This is a genomic window from Mycobacterium sp. TY815 (genome assembly GCF_030755135.1).
Classification (GTDB): domain Bacteria; phylum Actinomycetota; class Actinomycetes; order Mycobacteriales; family Mycobacteriaceae; genus Mycobacterium.
Map to the genome: position 1 here is coordinate 1,155,983 of NZ_JAUFRX010000001.1, position 18,298 is coordinate 1,174,280.

Annotated in this window: 13 protein-coding genes and 1 pseudogene; 6 read left to right on the forward strand and 8 right to left on the reverse strand. The window is 67.9% G+C overall.

Translation table 11 applies throughout. The annotated features are described in order from the left end of the window. Positions 1 to 14: 14 nt before the first annotated feature. On the reverse strand, positions 15 to 1,418 hold the full coding sequence (locus QXK92_RS04970) for a wax ester/triacylglycerol synthase family O-acyltransferase (RefSeq protein ID WP_306240563.1): 1,404 nt from the start codon (positions 1,416 to 1,418) through the stop codon (positions 15 to 17). A 57-nt stretch (positions 1,419 to 1,475) separates the two neighbouring features. Beyond that, complete coding sequence (locus tag QXK92_RS04975) at positions 1,476 to 2,990, reverse strand: FAD-dependent monooxygenase (protein ID WP_306240564.1); 1,515 nt, start codon at positions 2,988 to 2,990, stop codon at positions 1,476 to 1,478. Positions 2,991 to 3,093: 103 nt separating this feature from the next. Between QXK92_RS04975 and QXK92_RS04980 the strand changes: the two genes are divergently transcribed. Together QXK92_RS04980 and QXK92_RS04985 are read left to right on the forward strand one after the other, a co-directional pair. Next, positions 3,094 to 5,820: a LuxR family transcriptional regulator gene (locus tag QXK92_RS04980; protein ID WP_306240565.1), complete on the forward strand. Its 2,727-nt coding sequence runs from the start codon at positions 3,094 to 3,096 to the stop codon at positions 5,818 to 5,820. A 9-nt stretch (positions 5,821 to 5,829) separates the two neighbouring features. After that, positions 5,830 to 6,756, forward strand: a complete 927-nt coding sequence (locus QXK92_RS04985; protein WP_306240566.1) for an antibiotic biosynthesis monooxygenase — start codon at positions 5,830 to 5,832, stop codon at positions 6,754 to 6,756. Here QXK92_RS04985 and QXK92_RS04990 read toward each other — a convergent pair whose 3' ends face one another. Both QXK92_RS04990 and QXK92_RS04995 read right to left on the reverse strand, forming a co-directional pair. Next, positions 6,757 to 7,632: an SDR family NAD(P)-dependent oxidoreductase gene (locus tag QXK92_RS04990; protein WP_306240567.1), complete on the reverse strand. Its 876-nt coding sequence runs from the start codon at positions 7,630 to 7,632 to the stop codon at positions 6,757 to 6,759. Then, positions 7,629 to 10,460 carry an RND family transporter gene (locus tag QXK92_RS04995; RefSeq protein WP_306240568.1) on the reverse strand — a complete coding sequence of 944 codons (2,832 nt, stop codon included), beginning with the start codon at positions 10,458 to 10,460 and terminating at the stop codon, positions 7,629 to 7,631. The genes QXK92_RS04990 and QXK92_RS04995 overlap by 4 nt, the downstream gene beginning before the upstream one ends. A 224-nt stretch (positions 10,461 to 10,684) precedes the next feature. On the opposite strand from QXK92_RS04995, the gene QXK92_RS05000 reads away from it, so the two are divergent. From QXK92_RS05000 to QXK92_RS05010, 3 genes are all read left to right on the forward strand, one after another. Continuing rightward, a complete protein-coding gene (locus QXK92_RS05000; protein WP_306240569.1) occupies positions 10,685 to 11,755 on the forward strand; it encodes a hypothetical protein in 1,071 nt (356 codons plus the stop codon). Positions 11,756 to 12,033: 278 nt separating this feature from the next. Then, positions 12,034 to 12,741: a DUF4344 domain-containing metallopeptidase gene (locus tag QXK92_RS05005; RefSeq protein WP_371934340.1), complete on the forward strand. Its 708-nt coding sequence runs from the start codon at positions 12,034 to 12,036 to the stop codon at positions 12,739 to 12,741. 79 nt (positions 12,742 to 12,820) lie between these two features. Continuing rightward, positions 12,821 to 13,921 (forward strand): glycosyltransferase, encoded by a 1,101-nt coding sequence (locus QXK92_RS05010; protein ID WP_306240571.1) that lies wholly within the window; start codon positions 12,821 to 12,823, stop codon positions 13,919 to 13,921. A 123-nt stretch (positions 13,922 to 14,044) separates the two neighbouring features. Here QXK92_RS05010 and QXK92_RS05015 read toward each other — a convergent pair whose 3' ends face one another. The 4 genes from QXK92_RS05015 to QXK92_RS05030 form a co-directional block, all read right to left on the reverse strand. After that, a complete protein-coding gene (locus QXK92_RS05015; RefSeq protein ID WP_306240572.1) occupies positions 14,045 to 15,016 on the reverse strand; it encodes an enoyl-CoA hydratase/isomerase family protein in 972 nt (323 codons plus the stop codon). A 60-nt stretch (positions 15,017 to 15,076) separates the two neighbouring features. Then, positions 15,077 to 15,736 carry a TetR/AcrR family transcriptional regulator gene (locus QXK92_RS05020; RefSeq protein WP_306240573.1) on the reverse strand — a complete coding sequence of 220 codons (660 nt, stop codon included), beginning with the start codon at positions 15,734 to 15,736 and terminating at the stop codon, positions 15,077 to 15,079. Between the two features lie 68 nt (positions 15,737 to 15,804). Further along, complete coding sequence (locus QXK92_RS05025) at positions 15,805 to 16,965, reverse strand: iron-containing alcohol dehydrogenase (RefSeq protein WP_306240574.1); 1,161 nt, start codon at positions 16,963 to 16,965, stop codon at positions 15,805 to 15,807. 96 nt (positions 16,966 to 17,061) lie between these two features. Next, positions 17,062 to 17,313: a hypothetical protein gene (locus tag QXK92_RS05030; RefSeq protein ID WP_306240575.1), complete on the reverse strand. Its 252-nt coding sequence runs from the start codon at positions 17,311 to 17,313 to the stop codon at positions 17,062 to 17,064. 155 nt (positions 17,314 to 17,468) lie between these two features. Between QXK92_RS05030 and QXK92_RS05035 the strand changes: the two are divergent. After that, positions 17,469 to 18,286, forward strand: a pseudogene (locus QXK92_RS05035) (sugar phosphate isomerase/epimerase family protein). Positions 18,287 to 18,298 lie beyond the last annotated feature (12 nt).

Consider the following 18,298-nt stretch of genomic DNA (forward strand, 5'->3'; position numbering starts at 1 on the left):
AGCAGACAGGCCGATCAGTTGTCGGGCGGGCTTTCGCCGGACGCCGCGTCGCGGCAGACCAGCAACTCCTTGAGCGCATCCGGGAAAGCGTCGGCCATCCCCCACAGGTCCGGCACCAGGTCCGGGCAGGAAATGACGCCGACACCCAGGGCGCCGTTGAGAGACATGACGGTGACGTTGAGTCCGGCACCGCCGAGCAGCGGTCCCAGCGGGTACATCGATTCGATGCCGCAGCCGAGGAAGTAAAGCTGATCCTGCGGACCCGGCACATTCGACAGGATCATGTTGTAAATGGGGCTGGTGCTCAACGGGATTCGGGGCAGGATCCGCATCGCGGCACCGAACATGGTCTGACCGCCGAACTCGGTCCAGTCGTGCAGCAGGCTGGGGCCCATCGCCGCGGTGTGTTCCTTGGCGGCGCTGTTGCCGGCCGCGATGGCGCGGATACGTTCGGCGGGATCGGCGATCTGGGTCTCCATCCGGCAGAACATCCAGGTGGTCTGGTTGCGGCCGGGCCGCTGCGATTTGTCGCGCACCGAGACCGGGACTGTCGCCACCAGCGGAACGTCGGGCAGTTCGTCGCGCTCGAGCAGGAAGCGGCGCAGCACCCCCGCGCACAGCGCCACCACGACATCGTTGACGGTGACCCCGAACCGGTCCTTCACCCTCTTGACGTCGCGCATGTCGAGTTGGGTGAAGGCCACGTTCCGGTGGTGAGTCAGCGGCCCGTTGAACGGGGTGGGCGGTGCCCTGAACGGCGCGGCCATGGTGCGGCCTTCGCGGGCCCGCAACATCGTCTGCGCGACGGTGAGCAACGTTGCCGGCACCACCGTCGCCAAGCGCAACGGTCGTTTGGCGACGTTGAGCAATCCGGTCGCCGCGATCTGCAGCGAACTGGCGTGTCCGGCACCCTGCACCGGTCGTGGTGCGGGGGCATCGGGGACCAGGCTGCACAGCTGCGCCAGCAGATTCGCCCCGGCGACGCCGTCGACCACGGCATGGTGCACCTTGAGCACCACGGTCAGGCCGTTGTCCCGGGCTCCGCCCTCGACCACCCACATCTCCCACAACGGCCGGTCCCGGTCGAGCGGCAGCCCCGCGATGTGCCCGCAGATCTCGGCCGTCTCCCGACGCCCTCCGGGTGCGGGCACCGCCACCCGGTGCAGGTGGCGCCGCAACGCAAAGCTGTCGTCGTCCACCCACACCGGATGATCCGGATTCAGTTGCGTGTCAGCAAGTTTCATCCGGAACTCCGGTACCGCCCGTACGTGCCTGGCCAGCGACGCACGAAGCCGGGGGTAGGAATAACCGCCCGGCATCGTCGAGGTGTCCAGCTCCAGCACGCAGCACACGTTCAACGGCTGTGCCGGTGTCTCCATGTACAAAAAGAAAGCGTCAAGTCCGCTTAGTCGTTCCATAGCCGCCCACCCGACTAGTCACGTGCAATTTTCGGTGATAACCCCTCGGCTCCCCCGTTACGATCCCCGAGCACCGAGGTTCCGCAGCGCGTACCCGGGCTGCGCACGGCTTAAACACCCGTACCACCGCTTCAGCACCTCGGCGACTTCGGCGGCCGTCGGCGTCCGCCGCGCAGCCCACGCGACATAGCCGTCGGGCCGGACGAGCACCGCGGCAGGCTGCGTTGCGTCGTAGTGGTTTACCTCTTCGACGCCTGGCCAGTCGACGCGAGTACGACGGGTCCCCCGGGTGAGCAGGACGAAGTGGCCGCTGCGCAGCACTTCGTAGAGCCGGATGCCATTGCAGTCCACGTCGGGCATCCGGCGCCCCACCAGTGGATGATCGGCGGGCCGGCGCCGGGGATAGCGAATGGCAACGCCGCTGAGCCGTTCGGCGATGGCGCGGCGGCTGCGCGGGAAGCGCAGGATCGTGCGAATGGCCAACCCCTGCGCGAGCCGGCGTACCGCGGATCGGCCGAGTACGAGCTGGGTGAACATGTCCGTCATCGCCAGCACCTCGGCGCCGACCGGGTGCCGCTCGGATTCGTAGCTGTCCAGCAACGACTCGGACGGCTGTCCGTCCAGCGCCCCGTTGGCCACGAGGGCCAGCTTCCAGCCGAGATTCATCGCATCGCCGATGCCGGTGTTCATGCCCTGGCCGCCGATGGGCGAATGAACGTGGGCGGCGTCCCCGGCCAGAAACACCCGCCCCACCCGATAGTGGCGAGCCTGTCGGCGCTCACTGAGAAACCGCGAACTCCACCGCATCTCGTTCAGGCCGAAATCCTCGCCGGCGATCCTGGCGATCGCATCCCGGATCTGTGCCGCGGTCACCGGTTCGGTCAGCGGCTCGTGTTCCCGCCGGCGGTCCCAGGCGATGGCGCGATACCAGCCGTCGCCGAACGGCAGGACCAGCACCACACCCTCGGCGTTCGTCCTGGCGAACATCTGCTCGGCGGGGGGTCTGGTCAGTTGCACGTCGGCCAGCATGATGTGGGTCTGGTACTGCTTGCCCACAAAATCCACGCCGAGCAGTCGCCGCACCGCGCTGTGCGCGCCGTCGCACCCGACCACGTAGCGTGCGCGCAGGCTTCCGCCGCCGGCGACGGTAAGGGTGACACCGTCGTCATGCTGCTCGAGCCCGGCCAGCTCGGCGCCCCGGCTGATCCGGACCCCGAGGCGCTCCGCGTGGGCCGCCAGCACATGCTCGGTCCCGCTCTGCGGGACCATCAGGATGAATGGGTAGCGCATCCGCAGCTCGTCGGCCAGCGAGATGGTGGCGCCCGGAATGGGAGCCACCTCGCCCACCCGGAATCCGCGGGCCAGCATTTCGCCGGCCAGCCCTCGTGCGTCGAGCAGCTCCAGAGTGCGCGCGTGCACGGCGAACGCCCGGGTGATGTTCGGCTCCTGCGCTCGTCGTTCCAGCACCTGCACCCGGACGCCGCGCATCGCCAGCTCGCCCGCCAACATCAATCCGGTCGGGCCCGCTCCGATCACGGCGACATCGACAATGTCGGTACCGAGAGTGTTCATCGTCAGCTCCTTCTCTCCTTCCTCCAGCGTCGAGCTTTCGAGGTGCCGTCGAATCAGTGAAGTCACCAGTTCCGGCACCGGTCCGGGTCCTACGATCGGTGCTGTGCTGCACGGCCGGGAGCGGGAATGTGCCCAGTTAGATGACCTGCTGGCAGGTGCGCGGTCCGGACGCAGCGGTGTGCTGGTGGTGCGCGGGGAAGCCGGTATCGGCAAGTCGGCACTGCTTGACTACGCGGTGGCACAGGCCGGTGGCATGCAGGTGCTGCGGGCCGCAGGAATCCCGGCCGAATCGCAGCTCCCGTTCGCCGGGGTGCACACGCTGCTGCGGCCCGTCCTGAACCACAGCGCCGCTCTCCCCGACCGGCAGCGCACGGCTCTGCTGGGTGCCTTCGGGCTGGGTCCGGCATCCATCGAGGACCGGTTCGTGGTGTCGCTGGCGGTGCTGGGAATCCTCGCCGAGTCGGCGGAAACGTCTCCGCTGCTGTGCCTGGTGGACGACGCGCAGTGGCTGGACGGGCCATCGGCCGACACGTTGACGTTCGCCGCCCGGCGGCTGCAAGCCGAGGGAGTGGTCGTCATTTTCGCCGTGCGGGGTGAAAGCGCTTTCAGCGCAACAGGATTGCCGGAGTTGCGGCTGGAAGGGATCGACGCGGACGCCGCCGCGCGACTGGTGACCGAGTGCACCGGCACGGCAGTCGGTCCGACGGTTGGCCGCCAGCTGGTCGCAGGCACCCTGGGCAACCCGTTGGCCATCGCCGAACTGGCGCGATTGCTGTCCGGGCAGCAGATCGCGGGGCGATTCGCCCTGCCGGACCCATTACCGGTCAGCACCGGTCTGGAGCGGCTGTACTCCGACCGGGTCGACCAGCTGTCACCGCACGCGCAGTCGATGCTGCTGGTCGCTGCCGCCCACCACAGCGGCGAACTCGACGGTGTGCTGCGTGCAGCTCAGCAGCTCGGCGCCGGACCCGATGTCCTTGATCAGGCGGAGGCCGCCGGACTGGTCCGGGTGCACTCAGGCCTCGTGTCTTGCGTCCACCCGCTGATGCGCTCGGCGGTCTATCACGGCGCGACGTCGCACCGGCGCCGGCAGGTCGAACGCGCCTTGGCGTTGTGCCTCGACGCCGACGACGATCGCAAGGCGTGGCATCTGGCCAACGCGGTGGCCGGACCCGACGACGAGGTGGCCGAGATGCTGCATGCCGCCGGGCACCGGGCCGCCGCGCGCGGCGGACACGATGCGGCGGCCGCCGCATTCGAACGCGCCGCTTCGCTCACCGCCACCGCCGGGCTTCGCGCGGACCGGCTGGCGGATGCGGCCGCCGCCGCGTGGTCGGCCGGGCAATCCAGACGGGCTCAGGACATCCTGGATCAAGCTCTGCCGCTGGCCGGCGGGGCGCAGCTGCGGGCCCGGATCGCGCACTTGCGGGGATCGATCGAGGCGCGCTGCGGCAACCCGTCGGCCGCTTACGCCATCCTCGTCGATGCCGCACAGTTGATCGCCGCCGCCGAACCGGCGCGTGCCGCCCTGATGCTCGGTGAGGCCGGGCAACTGGCCTGGGCCGGCGGCGACCTGGCGCAGCTGAATGCGGTCGCCGACCGGCTCGCCGCGCTGCCCGCCGAACATCATCCGGAATTCGTTGCAGGGCATGTGGTTACCGGCCTTTCGGGACTTTTGCGCGGTGACACCACCGACACCGCGGGCAGGCTGCGCGCGGCAGTGGAGCTGGCAGCGGCAGCGCCGGAACCGCGGGTGCTGATGGGCGCGGCCGCCGGGGCGATGTTCCTCGGTGAAGACGCCCGCGCCATCGACCTGTTCTCCACTGCGGTGGCCAGGACCCGTGCGGCCGCCGATGTGGCGACGCTGCCGACGCTGCTTGCGCCCTTGGCGATGGTGGAGACGTTGACCAGCCGTTACACCACGGCGCTGGCCGACGCGACCGAGGGGCTGCGGCTGGCCGAGGAGACCGGTCAGCACAATCCCGCAGCACATCTGCATGCCGTGCTGGCCCTGATCGCGGCGGTGCAGGGACGCGCTCTGGACTGCCGAGATCACGCTGAAGCCACACTCTCCCAAGCGATTTCGTATCGACTGGGACCGCACGCGGCCATCGCGTCGTGGGCCCTGGCCGTACTCGACCTCGGCGCCGGTCGCCCGGAGGAAGCCTGCGACCGTCTCGAGTCGCTGGCCGGTGCGGCGCCCGGCGAGGGCAACCGGATGGTCACGCTGATGGCCACCCCGGATCTCGTCGACGCCGCCGTGCGCATTCAACGGCTACCGGCCGCTGCCGCGGGGCTGGCCGCGTTGCAGGCGTGGGCGGGCGACACCGGCGCTCAGTGGGCGCGTGCGCTGGTGGCCCGCTGCCGCGGTCTGCTTGCCGACGACGGCGCAGCGGACCGGCATTTCGACGAGGCGCTCACCCTGCATGCGCATGGCGGTCGGCCGTTCGACACGGCCCGCACTCAGTTGCGGTATGGGGAGTCCTTGCGGCGGCGCCGCCGTCGCGCCCAGGCGCGCAAGTATCTGCGATCCGCGCACGAGACTTTCGAGAGGCTGGGTGCCGCGCCCTGGGCCGAACTGGCCCGTACCGAACTGCTGGCCACCGGCGAAACCGCACGCAAACGAGACTGCGGCACCGTCGATCAACTCACTCCGCAGGAGTTGCAGATCGCGCGTTTTGTCAGCGCAGGAGAGACCAACCGGTCGATCGCCACGCTGATGTTTCTCAGTCCCCGCACCGTCGACTATCACCTGCGCAAGATCTTCACGAAGCTCGGTCTGTCGTCACGAGCCGAGCTGATCCGCATGTCGTTGAGCCAGGGGTGGTAGACAACAGCCATGACGGTTGGCGCCAGCGCGATCTCGCTCTTCCACCCACCCGGGGATCCGGATCGCTTCGGCGGCTGGCTCGAGGAGTACCTGGCCGTGGCCAGGCAGACACCGGGATATGCGACTGCGCGGCAATCGGTTCCCGGCGTCGCGGAATTGGACTGGGCCGTCGAGGTGTCTTTCGACCACACCGAGACACTCGACGCCTGGCTGGACAGCACGCCGCGCCGCCGCCTTCTGGCCGCGGGCGCCGCACAGGGGTTCGGGCGGTGCGCCTCCGATGTGGTGCTGGCGCCCGGTGAACTTCCACCGGGCAACGCAGCAGTCTTCCTGCACCGGGTCGCACCCGGCAAAGACGCTGAATTCGTGGCCGCACAACGCGATTTGGCACTCGTGAGCGCCACCTTTGCCGGGTACGAAGGTACGGCGCTGTTTCCGGCAGAGGCCGGCGGGCAGTGGATGTCGGTGCTGCGTTTTCGTGGCGCCGGGCAACTGGGCGCCTGGATGCGGTCCGCGGAACGGCGGCAGGCCCTGCCCCGTCTGCGTGAGGAGTTGACGCACGAATTCGCCGAACTGCCGCGCAGTGCGCCATTCGGCTCCACGGTGCGCGTTGCCGACGGTCAGGCCAAGATCACGCCGGCGTGGAAGTCAGCGATGCTGGTGGTGCTGTGCCTGTACCCCACGGTGATCCTGCTGTCCAAGACACTGTCTCCGGCGTTGAGCCGGATCGGGATCGGCCAGGCGGCAGCCATTTTCGTAGGCAATGTCATCAGTGTCGCTCTGCTGCAATGGGTTCTCGTGCCGGCCGCCTCGCGACCGTTCCGGCGCTGGCTGGATCCGATTGACGGCGCGTCGAACCGCACCAGCCTGGCCGGCTCGGCGGTGGTGCTCGCCGGTTACGGGTTGCTGCTGTTCATCTTCGACCGCATCGGGTGATCAACCGGCGATCATCGCATGCAGTTCGTCAACCGACCACGGACCGCTGTCGTGATGATCGCGATAGCCGAGCAGTTCTGGAGTGGGCCGGCCGAAGCGGCCGACGAAACCGCCTGCGGCAACAAAGATCTGACCGGTGATGTCGCGCGCCGCGGCGCTGGCGAGATAGGCGTAGAGCGGCGCCACGTAGGCGGGTGGGGCGGCGTCCAGCGAGGCGCGCATCGTGATCTCGTCGAGCAGCCCGCGGCGATGCAGGTCGTTGATGTGCTGTTCGTACTCGGGGCCGGTGGACAGCCGGGTCCTGGCCCCGGGACACACCACATTCGCCCGCACCCCGGCGCCTTTCAGCTCTGCCGCCATCGCCATCGTCAGGCCGTTGACCGCGGCTTTGCCCGCGGGATAGCCGGTGCCGCCGTAGTCACCGAGAAACGCCACCGAGCCGGTGTTGATGATGGAACCGTGGCCCTGCGCCGCCATGACCGGCGCGGCGAGCCGACAGGTGTGAAACACCGTCCCGAGGTGCGCTCCGATCAGCGTCTCGAACTCGTCCGGCGAGATCCGCAGGATCGACGAGCCAGGTGGCTCCGCGATTCCGGCGCAGTTGATCAAGATGTCCAGCCGTCCGAAAGTCTGCGTGCACGCGTCGATCAGGCCCGCGGCCACGTCCTCGTCGTCGGCTGCCCCGGCGACGCCGACCGCGTTACCTCCGGACGCGGCCAGCGATTCCACACTGTCCCCCACCGCGGCGGAATCACGGCCATTGACCACCACACCCGCGCCCAGCGTGCAGAGCAGTTCACTGACCGCGCGCCCGATGCCGCGGGTGCCCCCGACCACCAACGCACCGCGCCCGGCGAGCAGGTCAGAATTGCTCATCTGGCCGCGATCGCCGGCTCGAGTTCCTCGTCATCGGCGGCCGAGCGTCGCGGCCACCACAGCCAGCGGTCCAGCACCACCATCGTGGCCGGCAGCACGAAAGCACGGACCACCAGCGCGTTGAGCACCAGCCCGAGGCCGACGGTGACGCCGATCTGCGCGACGCTGAGCACGCTGCTGATACCCAGCGCAAGCATCGTCAGGCCGACGACGACGCCACCTGCGGTGACGACCATCCCGGTGGCGGCGGAGGCCCGGATGATGCTGGTGCGCAGCCCGGCGGAAAGTCCCTCCCGGATGCGCAGCGCGAACAGCAGATTGCCGCCCGAGGCGATGCCGACCATCGAGACGAACGCGATGGGAGGCACCGACCAGTGCAGGTCGTGGTGCAGCAGGCGGTGATAGAGCAGCACACTGGCGCCCAGCGCGCAGACGTAGGAGACCAGGATCGTCGCGAGGACGACGAATCCGGCGATCGGACTTCGCAACAGCAGCGCGGCGATGAACAGGATGACGCCCAGGGTGATGACCACCATCAGAGCCAGGTCACCGCCGACGATGTCCTGCAGGTCACGGGTCGCCGGTCCGACACCGGTCAATTCGACGGCGGTCACTTTGAGCGTGTCGCCTTTGATGGTGTCGGTCACCGCGGCCTCGATCGCGCGGGCCCGGGCCGCGCCCTCGTCACCCCATTCGAGTCCCTGACCGTAGACGAACAACCGGGTGGCATGCCCGTTGGGAGAGAAGAACTGATCCAGGGTGGGACGCATACCGGGGTCGGTCAGGATGCGGCGCGAGGCGTACAGGTTGGCGCCGGGGCTGCCCTGCGAAGCGGCGGCCAACCGGCGCAGGTAGTCGGGAAGCTCCTGGGTCGGCACGGGCCGGGGTTCACCCAGCTGCTCCCTGAGCTGCGCCGCCATGCCCCGGACCTGCGCCATCTCGCTGCTGACGTTCGCCACCACCGCGGGCAGGGGGACGCCCGGGGCCGACGCGGCATCCACCGTCGCCTTCGCCAGCTCATCGGTGGCCTCCACCAGCTTGTTCGCCCCGGCGACGACCGCGGTCGCCCACTGCACCGCCTCCTGGGCCGATGAACACACCGGGGTGGTGCGGCAGTCGCTGATCGAACCCACGAAACTGCGCAGCGGATCGAAGATCTCGCCGACATCCGCGGCGCGAGCCCGGATCTTGTCCGTGGCCTGCTGCGTCAGGCGCACCGCCAGACTGACGCCCCCGATGGCATAGGCGCCCGCCGTGGTGCTGGACTGGACCAGGTCGAGTCCGGAACCCAACTCGCGCACCGCCGCGTCGAGGTCGGTGAAGACGGAGTTCTTGGCGGCAAGCAGATCAGCGAACTGATCGAGCCGGTCGCCGACATTGCCGCCGGTGGCCGACAGGGACGCCTGCTTGGAGACCATCCCGCCGGGATGGCTCGCCGATTGCACCATGCGTACGCCGGTGATCCCCATGATGGCGCCGGTCACCCGGCCGATCGCGGTCAGCGCGGCGGGGTTGCGCAGGTCCTCGTCGGACTCGATCGTGACGACGTCGGGCTGCACGTGGTTGGCGTCGAAGTGCTGGTTGACGGCGCGGTAACCCCGATTGGCCTCGGTGTCCGGCGAGGTGGACGCGGTCTCGTCCCAACCGATCGGCACGCCCGGCAGGGCGAGCAGCATGATCAGCACGAACACGCTGCCGGCCACCAGGATCGGCGCCGGCCAGCGCGCGACGTGGGTGCCGATGCGGCGCCAGCGCCGCCGCATGCGTTCGAGCCGCGGCGGTTTCATCAGGCCGGCACGACTGGCCAGCGCGATCAGGGCCGGCGTCAACGTCAGGCTGGCGATCCCGACCGTGAGCACGCCGATCGCACACAGGATGCCCGTCGTGGCGAACATGCTGATCCGGGCGAGGCTGAGCCAGCCGACCGCGGCCAGGGGCGCCACCACGATGAGGGTGGAGCCGACGATCGCCGGCGCCACGCTGCGGTATGCGTCCGCAAGGGCGTCGGCCGGATCGGCACCGTTCCTGCGCTGTTCGTGGTAGCGGCCGATCAGGAAAATGGCAAAGCCGGCGCCGGCCCCCACCGCCACCGCGACGGCGATGGACAGCGAGAACAGCGAAACGCTGATCACCTGGCGCGAGGCGAGGTCGGAGATGACGGGCTTGGCGACGGTCAGTCCCGACATGACGGAGACCAGCGGGACCATCGCCGTGATCAGCGACCGGTACATGATGACCAGGAAGATCAGCAGAACGCCCAGTGTCACCGCCGTGATCACCTGCGTCTGCCGGTCGATCGCGGCGAACTCATCCATGATGGTCGCCCCGGCGCCGGTGATATAGACGTGCAGACCATCTGGAGGACGCACCCCCGAGACGATGGTGCGTGCCGCGGTGATCGAGTCGATGGCTTCGGTCGAACCCGTCATGCCGTCAAGGCGCAGGGTGGCTGTCACCACGTCGCCGTCGCGGCTGACCGCCGTGTCCGCGGCCGCCGGCATCCGCCACCAGTCCGTCACCTCGTACACGTGCTGTGTGTCGGCGCGCAACGCCGCGACGACCTGGTCGTAGTACGCGCGGTCCTGATCGGTGAGCCGGCCGTCGCGTTCGAGCACCAGGTAGCCGACATTGTCGGTCGGCGCTTGTGAAAAGGCGGCCGCCGAGCGTTGCACGGCAAGCGAAGTCGCGGTGCCGACCGGCAGAAACGGCTGGTCCAGATCCGCCACAACCCGTTCGAGCGGCGGAGCCAGGCTGTTGCCGGCGACGGCGGCGAAAGCCCAGACGCCCACGATCAGCAACGCGAAACGGTAGATGAGGCGAGCGATCAACGTGCCGGCCTCAACCGAGCCGAGCGGCCGGTATCACGCAGCAACCCATCCACTTCGCGTATCACCTTCTCGACTGACATCGTGACCAACCCCCGACCGAGTCGGATCATTCAACCACCCCGGCCCGCGGACCGACAGTGATTTTGCGGCGTGCCGCGGCCGTCGTGATCGCGCTGGTCAAACCGTGCCCACTCGTGTTCCTGACTAGATTAAGGTCGCCCGTCATGGGCGTTCTGCGGTTTCTCTGGCGACGCGTACTGGCATTCGACCGTATCGGCTCCCGAATCCCGCAGCTCATCCAAGTCTGGCTGCTCGAGCTCTTCTTCGTGATGCCATTGACCTTCTTCATCGGAAAAGTGATCGATATCCACGGCGCGTTCGGCGTGCCGGGTACCGGTGAGCGGCTCGGCGGCGTGTTCTGGGGAGCGCTGGCGGTCTCGATGGTCTTCGGGTTTCTCTTCGTCCGGTCTCTGCTGAAGCCGCGTGTGGTCGAGGGATCGTGGACGCCGGTGGTGCATGCCGATGTAGGGCCGGTGAGTGTCTACGGCGCGAACCGGGCCTGGACGGTGACGTACCCCTACCTCACCAGCCACCCGTCGTACGCCCTGTTGCTGCTGCTGACGGCGCCGATTCCGGCAGTGATGTTCGCCGCGACCCGCAACCAGGGCGACAGCACCTTCTACTTCCGCGTCTGCGGGATCGTCGGGATGGTCATCCTGGCCGGGATGGCGGTGGCGCGCATCGTGTCCTGGTACGTCTTCCGGACGGGCCGCCGCCGGCTCGACGAGCAGTTGCGCGGACTGCCGATTTCGCCGCGCCGCCTGGGTTGGGAGATCGCGTGGAAACCGGTGCTGGTGCTGGTGGTGCTGATCTATGCGATCGTCTGCATTCCCCTGGGCCTTATGTGGCTCAAAGAAGAGCGCACCATCGCGGCCCTCCCAGTCGTCACGGTCGGCGACAACGCCGGCGTGTATCGACGCGTCGAGGGAACAGTGACGTCCGGGCCGGTCTACTGGGCCCCGCGCGGCACCGGCCGCGGCGGAAACAACTACGCCGGCGCAGGAGTACTGGTGACGCTGCGCGACGGAGGTGAGGCGCTGCTGCTGGCCGAGTCGCTGTCGGTGCCCGACTTCAAAGCAATGATGGCCGACGTCACCCACCGCACCCTCAAGGCCACCGGAAAGGTGATCGAGGACATCACCGCCACCCAGCGCACTTACTACGGCTTCGACCTCAGTGCCTTCCCCGAGCCGGCTCCGGGTGGGCGGGTCATGCTGCTGCTCTCCAGCCCGTAGCCGACATCGCCGTCACGTTCCTGCGCAACGCGGGTGTGCCGGCCGGTCCAGTGCCGTACCGTTTCGACAGGTCCTGGGCAGACCGTCGGTTGGTTCCATCGAAGGGAGCTCGAGGGATGGGTAGGCGACTCGTATGCGTCGCGGCATGTGCCGCGGTACTTCTAGCGGCGGGCTGCGGCGGCTCGAAAGGGCAACACGCCGATGCCCATTCGCGCGCTGCCGAGCGCCCTCCGGGAAGCTCGCGCACCGAGCCGGCGGATCAACCGGCCGCGGGCAAAATGACGTTCCGTTACGAGGACGCGACCACCCCGGAGGCCCAGCAGGGCCGCCAATTGATGTCGGACGCAAAGGTTTTGGAGAATGTCGCCGCACACGTCAACGACACGCTGAACCTGCCGCACGACGTCGGTGCCGTCGGCAAGCAGTGCGGCGAGGCCAACGACTACTGGGATCCCAACGCCAACGAAATCCAGCTGTGCTACGAGGACATTCAGCAGAGCCGGCAGCGGTTCACCAACGCCGGAAACCCCAACCCGGCGGAAGCCGCGGTCGACGCGACAGTCTCCGGGTTCTATCACGAACTCGGTCACGCGACGCTCAACGTCTACGACCTGGCGTTCACCGGACGTGAGGAGGACGTCGCCGACCAGCTGTCCGCGTTTATGCTGCTGGCCCCCGGCGCCGACGGGAAGGCCTATCCGAACGGCGTCCGCATCGCCACCGACACCGCCCAGGACTGGAAGCTGAGCGCCAAGGAGGCCGGTGACGCCAATGAACTCCCGTTCTGGGACGGGCATTCGATGGACATCACCCGGATGTACAACTGGGAGTGCTGGATCTACGGGTCCGACACGACGGCCAACGCCAGCATCGTCACCTCCGGTGACCTGCCCGAAGACCGGGCCGGCAACTGCGAGGAAGAATTCCAGAACATGTCCAGGGCGTGGCAGCAGATGCTGGGCCCGCACCTGAGGAAACCCAGCTGACCCGGAGCTTCACACACTGTTCAGGCCCCGGTGGGCCCCCGCTCGTTGACCGCACATTCCCGACCGTTTCTCTCACCGTATGCGGGTGGTTCAGGTCGCCAACTTCTACGGGCCACGGTCCGGGGGGCTGCGAACGGCGGTAGACCGGTTGGGCGCGGAATACTGCGCCAGAGGGCACGAGGTTTTCCTGGTGGTCCCGGGATCCCGCGCCCAACGCAGCCGGCTGGACAGTGGAGTCGTGCGAATCACGGTGCCGGCCAGGCTGCTTCCCTGCACCGGCGGATACCGGGCGATCATGCCGGCGCCGGTGCGGACGCTGTTGACGGCTTTGAACCCGGACGCGCTGGAGGTTTCCGACCGGCTCACCCTGCGGTCCCTGGGACGGTGGGGCCGCCGGCACGGTGCGACCACGGTGATGATCTCCCATGAGCGTCTGGATCGCCTTGCGGGCCAATTCCTTCCGCGGCGCACCGCCCAGAGATTCGCCGACGTCGCCAACCGACGCACCGCCGCCGACTACGACACCGTGGTGTGCACCACGGAGTTCGCGCGCGAGGAGTTCGATCGCATCGGGGCCACCAACACGGTGACGGTCCCACTGGGTGTCGACCTGCGGACCTTCCACCCACGCCGGCACAGCGCTCAGCTGCGGCGCCGCTTCGCCGCGCCGGACCAGCTTCTGCTGGTGCACTGCGGACGCCTGTCGGTGGAGAAGCGCGCCGACCGCAGCATCGACGCGCTCGCGGCACTGCGCGACGGCGGCGTCGATGCCCGGCTGGTTGTTGTCGGCGAAGGCCCGCTGCGGGCCCGGCTGCAGCGTCAAGCCGCCCGCCTGCCAATCGAATTCACCGGGTTCGTCGCCGACCGGCACATGGTGGCCGCACTGCTGGCGACCGCCGACGTCGCGCTGGCCCCCGGCCCGCACGAGACGTTCGGACTGGCCGCCCTGGAATCGCTGGCGTGTGGCACCCCGGCGGTGGTGTCGCGCACCTCGGCCCTCACGGAGATCGTCACAGCGGACAGCGGTGCGCTGGCCGACAACGATCCGGTGGCCTTCGCCCATGCGATCCGTGACCTCGTCGGCCGCCCGGAGCCCCACCGCCGGGTGGGGGCCCGGCACCGGGCCGAGATGTTCACCTGGCAGCGATCCGCGGCCGGCATGCTGACGACCTTCCGGTAGCGGCGCCAGATCCCTTCCGCCTTTGTCCGAGTGGGAATTTCACGACGCGCCATGGCGATGTGTCGAGAATTCCCCCACTCGGCGGTCCAGGCCCTCCCCCCTGCCGGCGAGTGTCCGCCGAGATCAGGGTTTCTGGCGGCCAGACCGGCTTAACCGCCATTCCGGCGGGAAGTTGAGGTCGTTGTCCTTGACGACGTTATTGAGGCCCTTGCCGAAGGTGCCTTCGGTGAGGTCGACGTCGTTGTCCTGGTCGTTGGCGATCAGGGGCAGCATCCCCTCGACCATTCCGGTGAGCAGGCTGCCGAAGTATTCGCCCTTGTGCTGTTTGTAGAGCTCCAGAAAGGTCTTCTGCACCGCGACGGTGTCGGTCGGGCGGCAGCGCGCGCACGCCAGTGCGTACTTCGCCGTCTCCTCTTCGAGCTTGTCGCGCGGCACCACGCTGTTGATGAAGCCGCATTCGTACATCTCTTTGGCGCTGAAAGGCCTTCCGGTGAAGAGCATTTCGGAGAACTTGCGCAGACCCATGGTTTCGGCCCACCACCACAGGCGGGGTCCCCAGCCCACGTAGCGGAACGCCGGGTGGCCGAACAGCGCGTCGTCCGAGGAGATCACCAGGTCGGCGTCGCCGGCCTGGTAGAAGTGCCAGCCATAGCAGTAGCCCTTGGCCTCGACGATGCTGATCTTCCGGAGTTCCTGCAGCGGGCGGTTTCCGGCCCGGGCCTTGGCGTAGAAGTCGGTGACCGTGGACAGGTAGCGGTAGGAGTCGCCCGACGGATACTTGACGTCGTCGTCGTTGATCGCGAGCTCGTGCAACAGCGGCATCCCCGGGTTCTCCAACATCCCGCGCTGTTCGGGAAGATCGCCGCCGCTACCGAAATCCTCCCCCTCGCCGCGGATCACCACGACCTTCACGTCGTCGTCCACATTGCACTTGTGAATCAGATCGGCGTAGTTGTGCCGCATGCCCAAGGTGGTGGAATTCTGCGCATCGGGACGGTCGAAGGTGATGTAGGCGATCCGGTTCTTGACGTCCTTCTCGAACTTGATGTATTGCTCCGCTTCCTTTTTCAACTCTTCGTAGTCGTATTCAGGCATGTGTTTCTCCCTCTACTCGAGCTCGCGACGACGGGGTTGATGAGTTCGATGTGCGCACGTTCACTGACCCGGATCGCCGGTCAGTTGTCCTTTGTTCGGGCTCTTCAGGATTCCACTGGCGATTGCGGCCAGGATCTTGTCGAGTTGCTCTGCGCTGTCGATGATTCGGTCGCCGTGGGCGAAACGCAGCAGCAGGCCGTTGATGAACGTCAAGGTGATGTTGCTCAGGTCCTCGACCACAGCTGATTCCAGCTCGGCGCCGCGCGGCATCAACTGGACCAGGATTTCGCGGTGCAGCTTGGTGAAGGCCTCGGTGCCGTGCGCCAGGGTGGCGGCCAGCGCCGGGTCGCGGGCGGCCTGCATGGTCAACTCGTACCTGGCCCTGGTGCGGGAAAGTTCCGGCTCGCAACCGGATTGGATCACCACTTGCGACAGCAGCGACGGTGATCGGCGGCCTTTGCCCGCGCCCGCCGGGCTTTCGTTGTCGGCGACCGACTGCAGGTTCGCCAGGTCCAGCTCGGCCAGCCGTTCGGCCACGGCGAGCAGCAGTGCCGAGCGCGTCCGGAAATAGAATGACGTCGTCCCGTCCGGGACTCCGCATTTCCGGTCCACCTTGAGATGACTCAGCCCTTTGGCCCCGTCGTCGGCGAGCAGTTGAATCGCCGCGTCGCACAGGTCACGGCGGCGTTCGGCCGGATTCGGCTTTCGTCGCTTGTCCATGGTCAACGCCTCTCGGGTCTGGGCGCGACACTACTCTATATGTGTAGTGTCGGCTACCCTCCCGACGATCAGCCATACACCTGCGCATACAGCGCTTCGATCTCCGCGGGCTCGGGAATCACCGGATTGTTGGCGGGCGAACCGGAGGCCATCGCCTGCTCGGCCATCAACGGGATAAGCGATTGCCAAGCGGCACTGTCGATTCCGTACGACCTCGGCGTGGGGACCTCGAGTTCACTGCACAAATCGCCCAGCGCATCCACGAGGGCTCGGGCGGCGTCCTGGTCGCTCATGGTGGTGTCGGCAACTCCGTATGCCCGGGCGCAGTCGGCGTACCGCGCGGTAGCGCCGGCCACCGAGAATGCGGTGACCGCCGGGAACAGCATGGCGTTGGACAGCCCGTGGGCCACGTGGAAATGCGCCCCGATCGGCCGGCTCATTCCGTGCACGAGCGCGACGCTGGAATTGGAGAACGCCATACCGGCCTGGGTGGCGGCCGCCATCATTCCCGCGCGAGCCGCCGCATCCGAGCCGTCCCGGTATGCCCGCCTGAGATGCGTTGCGATCAGCCGGATTGCCGCGAGTGCCAGACCGTCGCTGATGGGGTTGGCCCGGCGGCTGACGTAGGCCTCGACCGCGTGCGTCAGGGCGTCGACGCCGGTGTCCGCGGTCAGCCGCGGTGGCATCGTCATGGTCAGCTCGAAATCCACAATCGCGGCGATGGGCAGGAACGACAGGCCGGGGCACAGCATCTTCTCGTTAGTGTCGCTGTCGCTGATGACCGTGAACTGCGTTGCCTCCGAACCACTTCCCGCCGTGGTGGGAACCGCGATGATCGGCAGCGCCGGCCCCGAGTAGTTGTTCGGTGCCTTGAATCTCCGCATCGGCCCAGGTTGGACGGCCAGCACGCCCAACGCCTTCGCGGTGTCCATCGGACTTCCACCGCCGAAGCCGATGACGCAGTCCGCTCGATGGTCGAGCAGCGCCGCGACAGCGCGGTCGAGTGAGGCGGTGGTCGGGTCGGCCACGGTACGGTCGAAGAGCGCAGGTGCCGCTCCGGCCGCACGGAGCAGGTCCATCACCCGACCGGCGGCACCACTGCTGCTGAGATACGGGTCCGTAACCACGAAAGGGCGCTGCAAGCCCAGCCCGGCGATTACCGCACCCACGTCGTCAACAGCACCGCCCCCCAGACGGATGTGCCGGGGAAATGCGGCGGATGTCGACATTGATCACGTCCCTGCGCTCAAGGCCGCCCCTCGCGGCCGTAGCTCAACACTACGGCCGGCGAAGGGGCGGACTCAGCGCATCAGGTGCCCAGTCCGTCAGGTGCAGGGAATGCCGTGCGGGCCGCCGATCCAGTGGCCCGGCGGTGACTGCCAGGGGCAGTACTGCTTGATCTGACCGGGAGCCGGGCGCCAGTCGATGTTGTTGTCGATCTGGGGCACCGGCGGCCCCGGCGGCCCGGGAATGTGCGGACCGGGCTTTGCCTGTGCGCTTCCCGCGCCGATGCCGAGGGCTCCGGCCCCGAGCGCGCCGGCGATCAGGGTGGTGCCGAGCAGCTTCTTCATATCCATCGTCGCCTCCTCTTCTCAGCCAGGCTTCTCCCGATCGGCTCCGGGATGGCGCCCCTTCGGCGCCCGAACAACCGGACTGAGGATTATCAGCAATAGGGGGGATACCCGATTTTATCCGTGCCCAATCGACGCCCCCTTGTAACGTGCGACACGACATGGACCAACTCGGCATCGGCTACCTCAGCGCTTTCGGGCTTCCGCCCGTACAATTTGTCGACGTCGCCGCGGCTCTGAACTGCCGTTTCATCTCCATGTTTCTCCGGGGACTACCGTCGGCGCCGCTGGGATATTCCCTCTTCTCGCTGAAGAAGGACCGCGCATTGCGCAATGACCTCGCTGCGGCGTTGCGTCATCACGGCGTCACCATCACGCTGGCTGACGGCTTCCTGGTGGTTCCCGGCGGCGACATGCGCCGGTGTGCCCCCGATCTGGACATCGTGGCTGAACTGGACATTCCACGGATCAATGTGGTGAGCCTCGACAGCGACCTCGGCCGTACCTTCGATGAGCTCGCGGTGCTGGCCGAACTCGCCGCTGGGCGCGGCATCAGCACGGTGGTGGAGCCTGTGCCAGGTCTCACCATTTGCGACGTCCCGACGGCGCTGAGCGCGGTACGACACGTCGGCCGCCCCGATTTCCAGGTGTTGATCGACACCATGCATGTCTCGCGATCCGGCTGCACCCCGGCCGACCTGGCGGCCATCGACCCGGGCACATCGGCTACGCCCAGCTCAATGACACCACCCGTCGGCCGCGCAGCCCCGACTACATGGAAGAGGCCATGTATGAGCGCCTGGCCCCCGGCGACGGCGAGTTGCCCCTGCGCGACATCGTCCGTGCGCTGCCGGCGGGCCTGGTCATCGAGCTCGAGGTGCCGCAGCGATCGCTGGCCCTGGCCGGTGTCGGCCCGATCGACCGGCTGCGGCCGTGTGTGGAGGCGGCGCGGCGGGTGTTGTCTGACGCCGGCGGCTGACCATCAGCCCGG

Excerpts from the sequence above, each read along its gene's own strand:
- QXK92_RS04985 (WP_306240566.1), top strand. The coding sequence starts at position 5,830 with ATGACGGTTGGCGCCAGCGCGATCTCGCTCTTCCACCCACCCGGGGAT.
- QXK92_RS05000 (WP_306240569.1), top strand. The coding sequence starts at position 10,685 with ATGGGCGTTCTGCGGTTTCTCTGGCGACGCGTACTGGCATTCGACCGT.
- QXK92_RS05005 (WP_371934340.1), top strand. The coding sequence starts at position 12,034 with ATGACGTTCCGTTACGAGGACGCGACCACCCCGGAGGCCCAGCAGGGC.
- QXK92_RS04970 (WP_306240563.1), bottom strand. The coding sequence starts at position 1,418 with ATGGAACGACTAAGCGGACTTGACGCTTTCTTTTTGTACATGGAGACA.
- QXK92_RS05030 (WP_306240575.1), bottom strand. The coding sequence starts at position 17,313 with ATGGATATGAAGAAGCTGCTCGGCACCACCCTGATCGCCGGCGCGCTC.
- QXK92_RS05015 (WP_306240572.1), bottom strand. The coding sequence starts at position 15,016 with ATGCCTGAATACGACTACGAAGAGTTGAAAAAGGAAGCGGAGCAATAC.
- QXK92_RS05010 (WP_306240571.1), top strand. The coding sequence starts at position 12,821 with ATGCGGGTGGTTCAGGTCGCCAACTTCTACGGGCCACGGTCCGGGGGG.
- QXK92_RS04990 (WP_306240567.1), bottom strand. The coding sequence starts at position 7,632 with ATGAGCAATTCTGACCTGCTCGCCGGGCGCGGTGCGTTGGTGGTCGGG.
- QXK92_RS05020 (WP_306240573.1), bottom strand. The coding sequence starts at position 15,736 with ATGGACAAGCGACGAAAGCCGAATCCGGCCGAACGCCGCCGTGACCTG.
- QXK92_RS05025 (WP_306240574.1), bottom strand. The coding sequence starts at position 16,965 with ATGTCGACATCCGCCGCATTTCCCCGGCACATCCGTCTGGGGGGCGGT.
- QXK92_RS04975 (WP_306240564.1), bottom strand. The coding sequence starts at position 2,990 with ATGAACACTCTCGGTACCGACATTGTCGATGTCGCCGTGATCGGAGCG.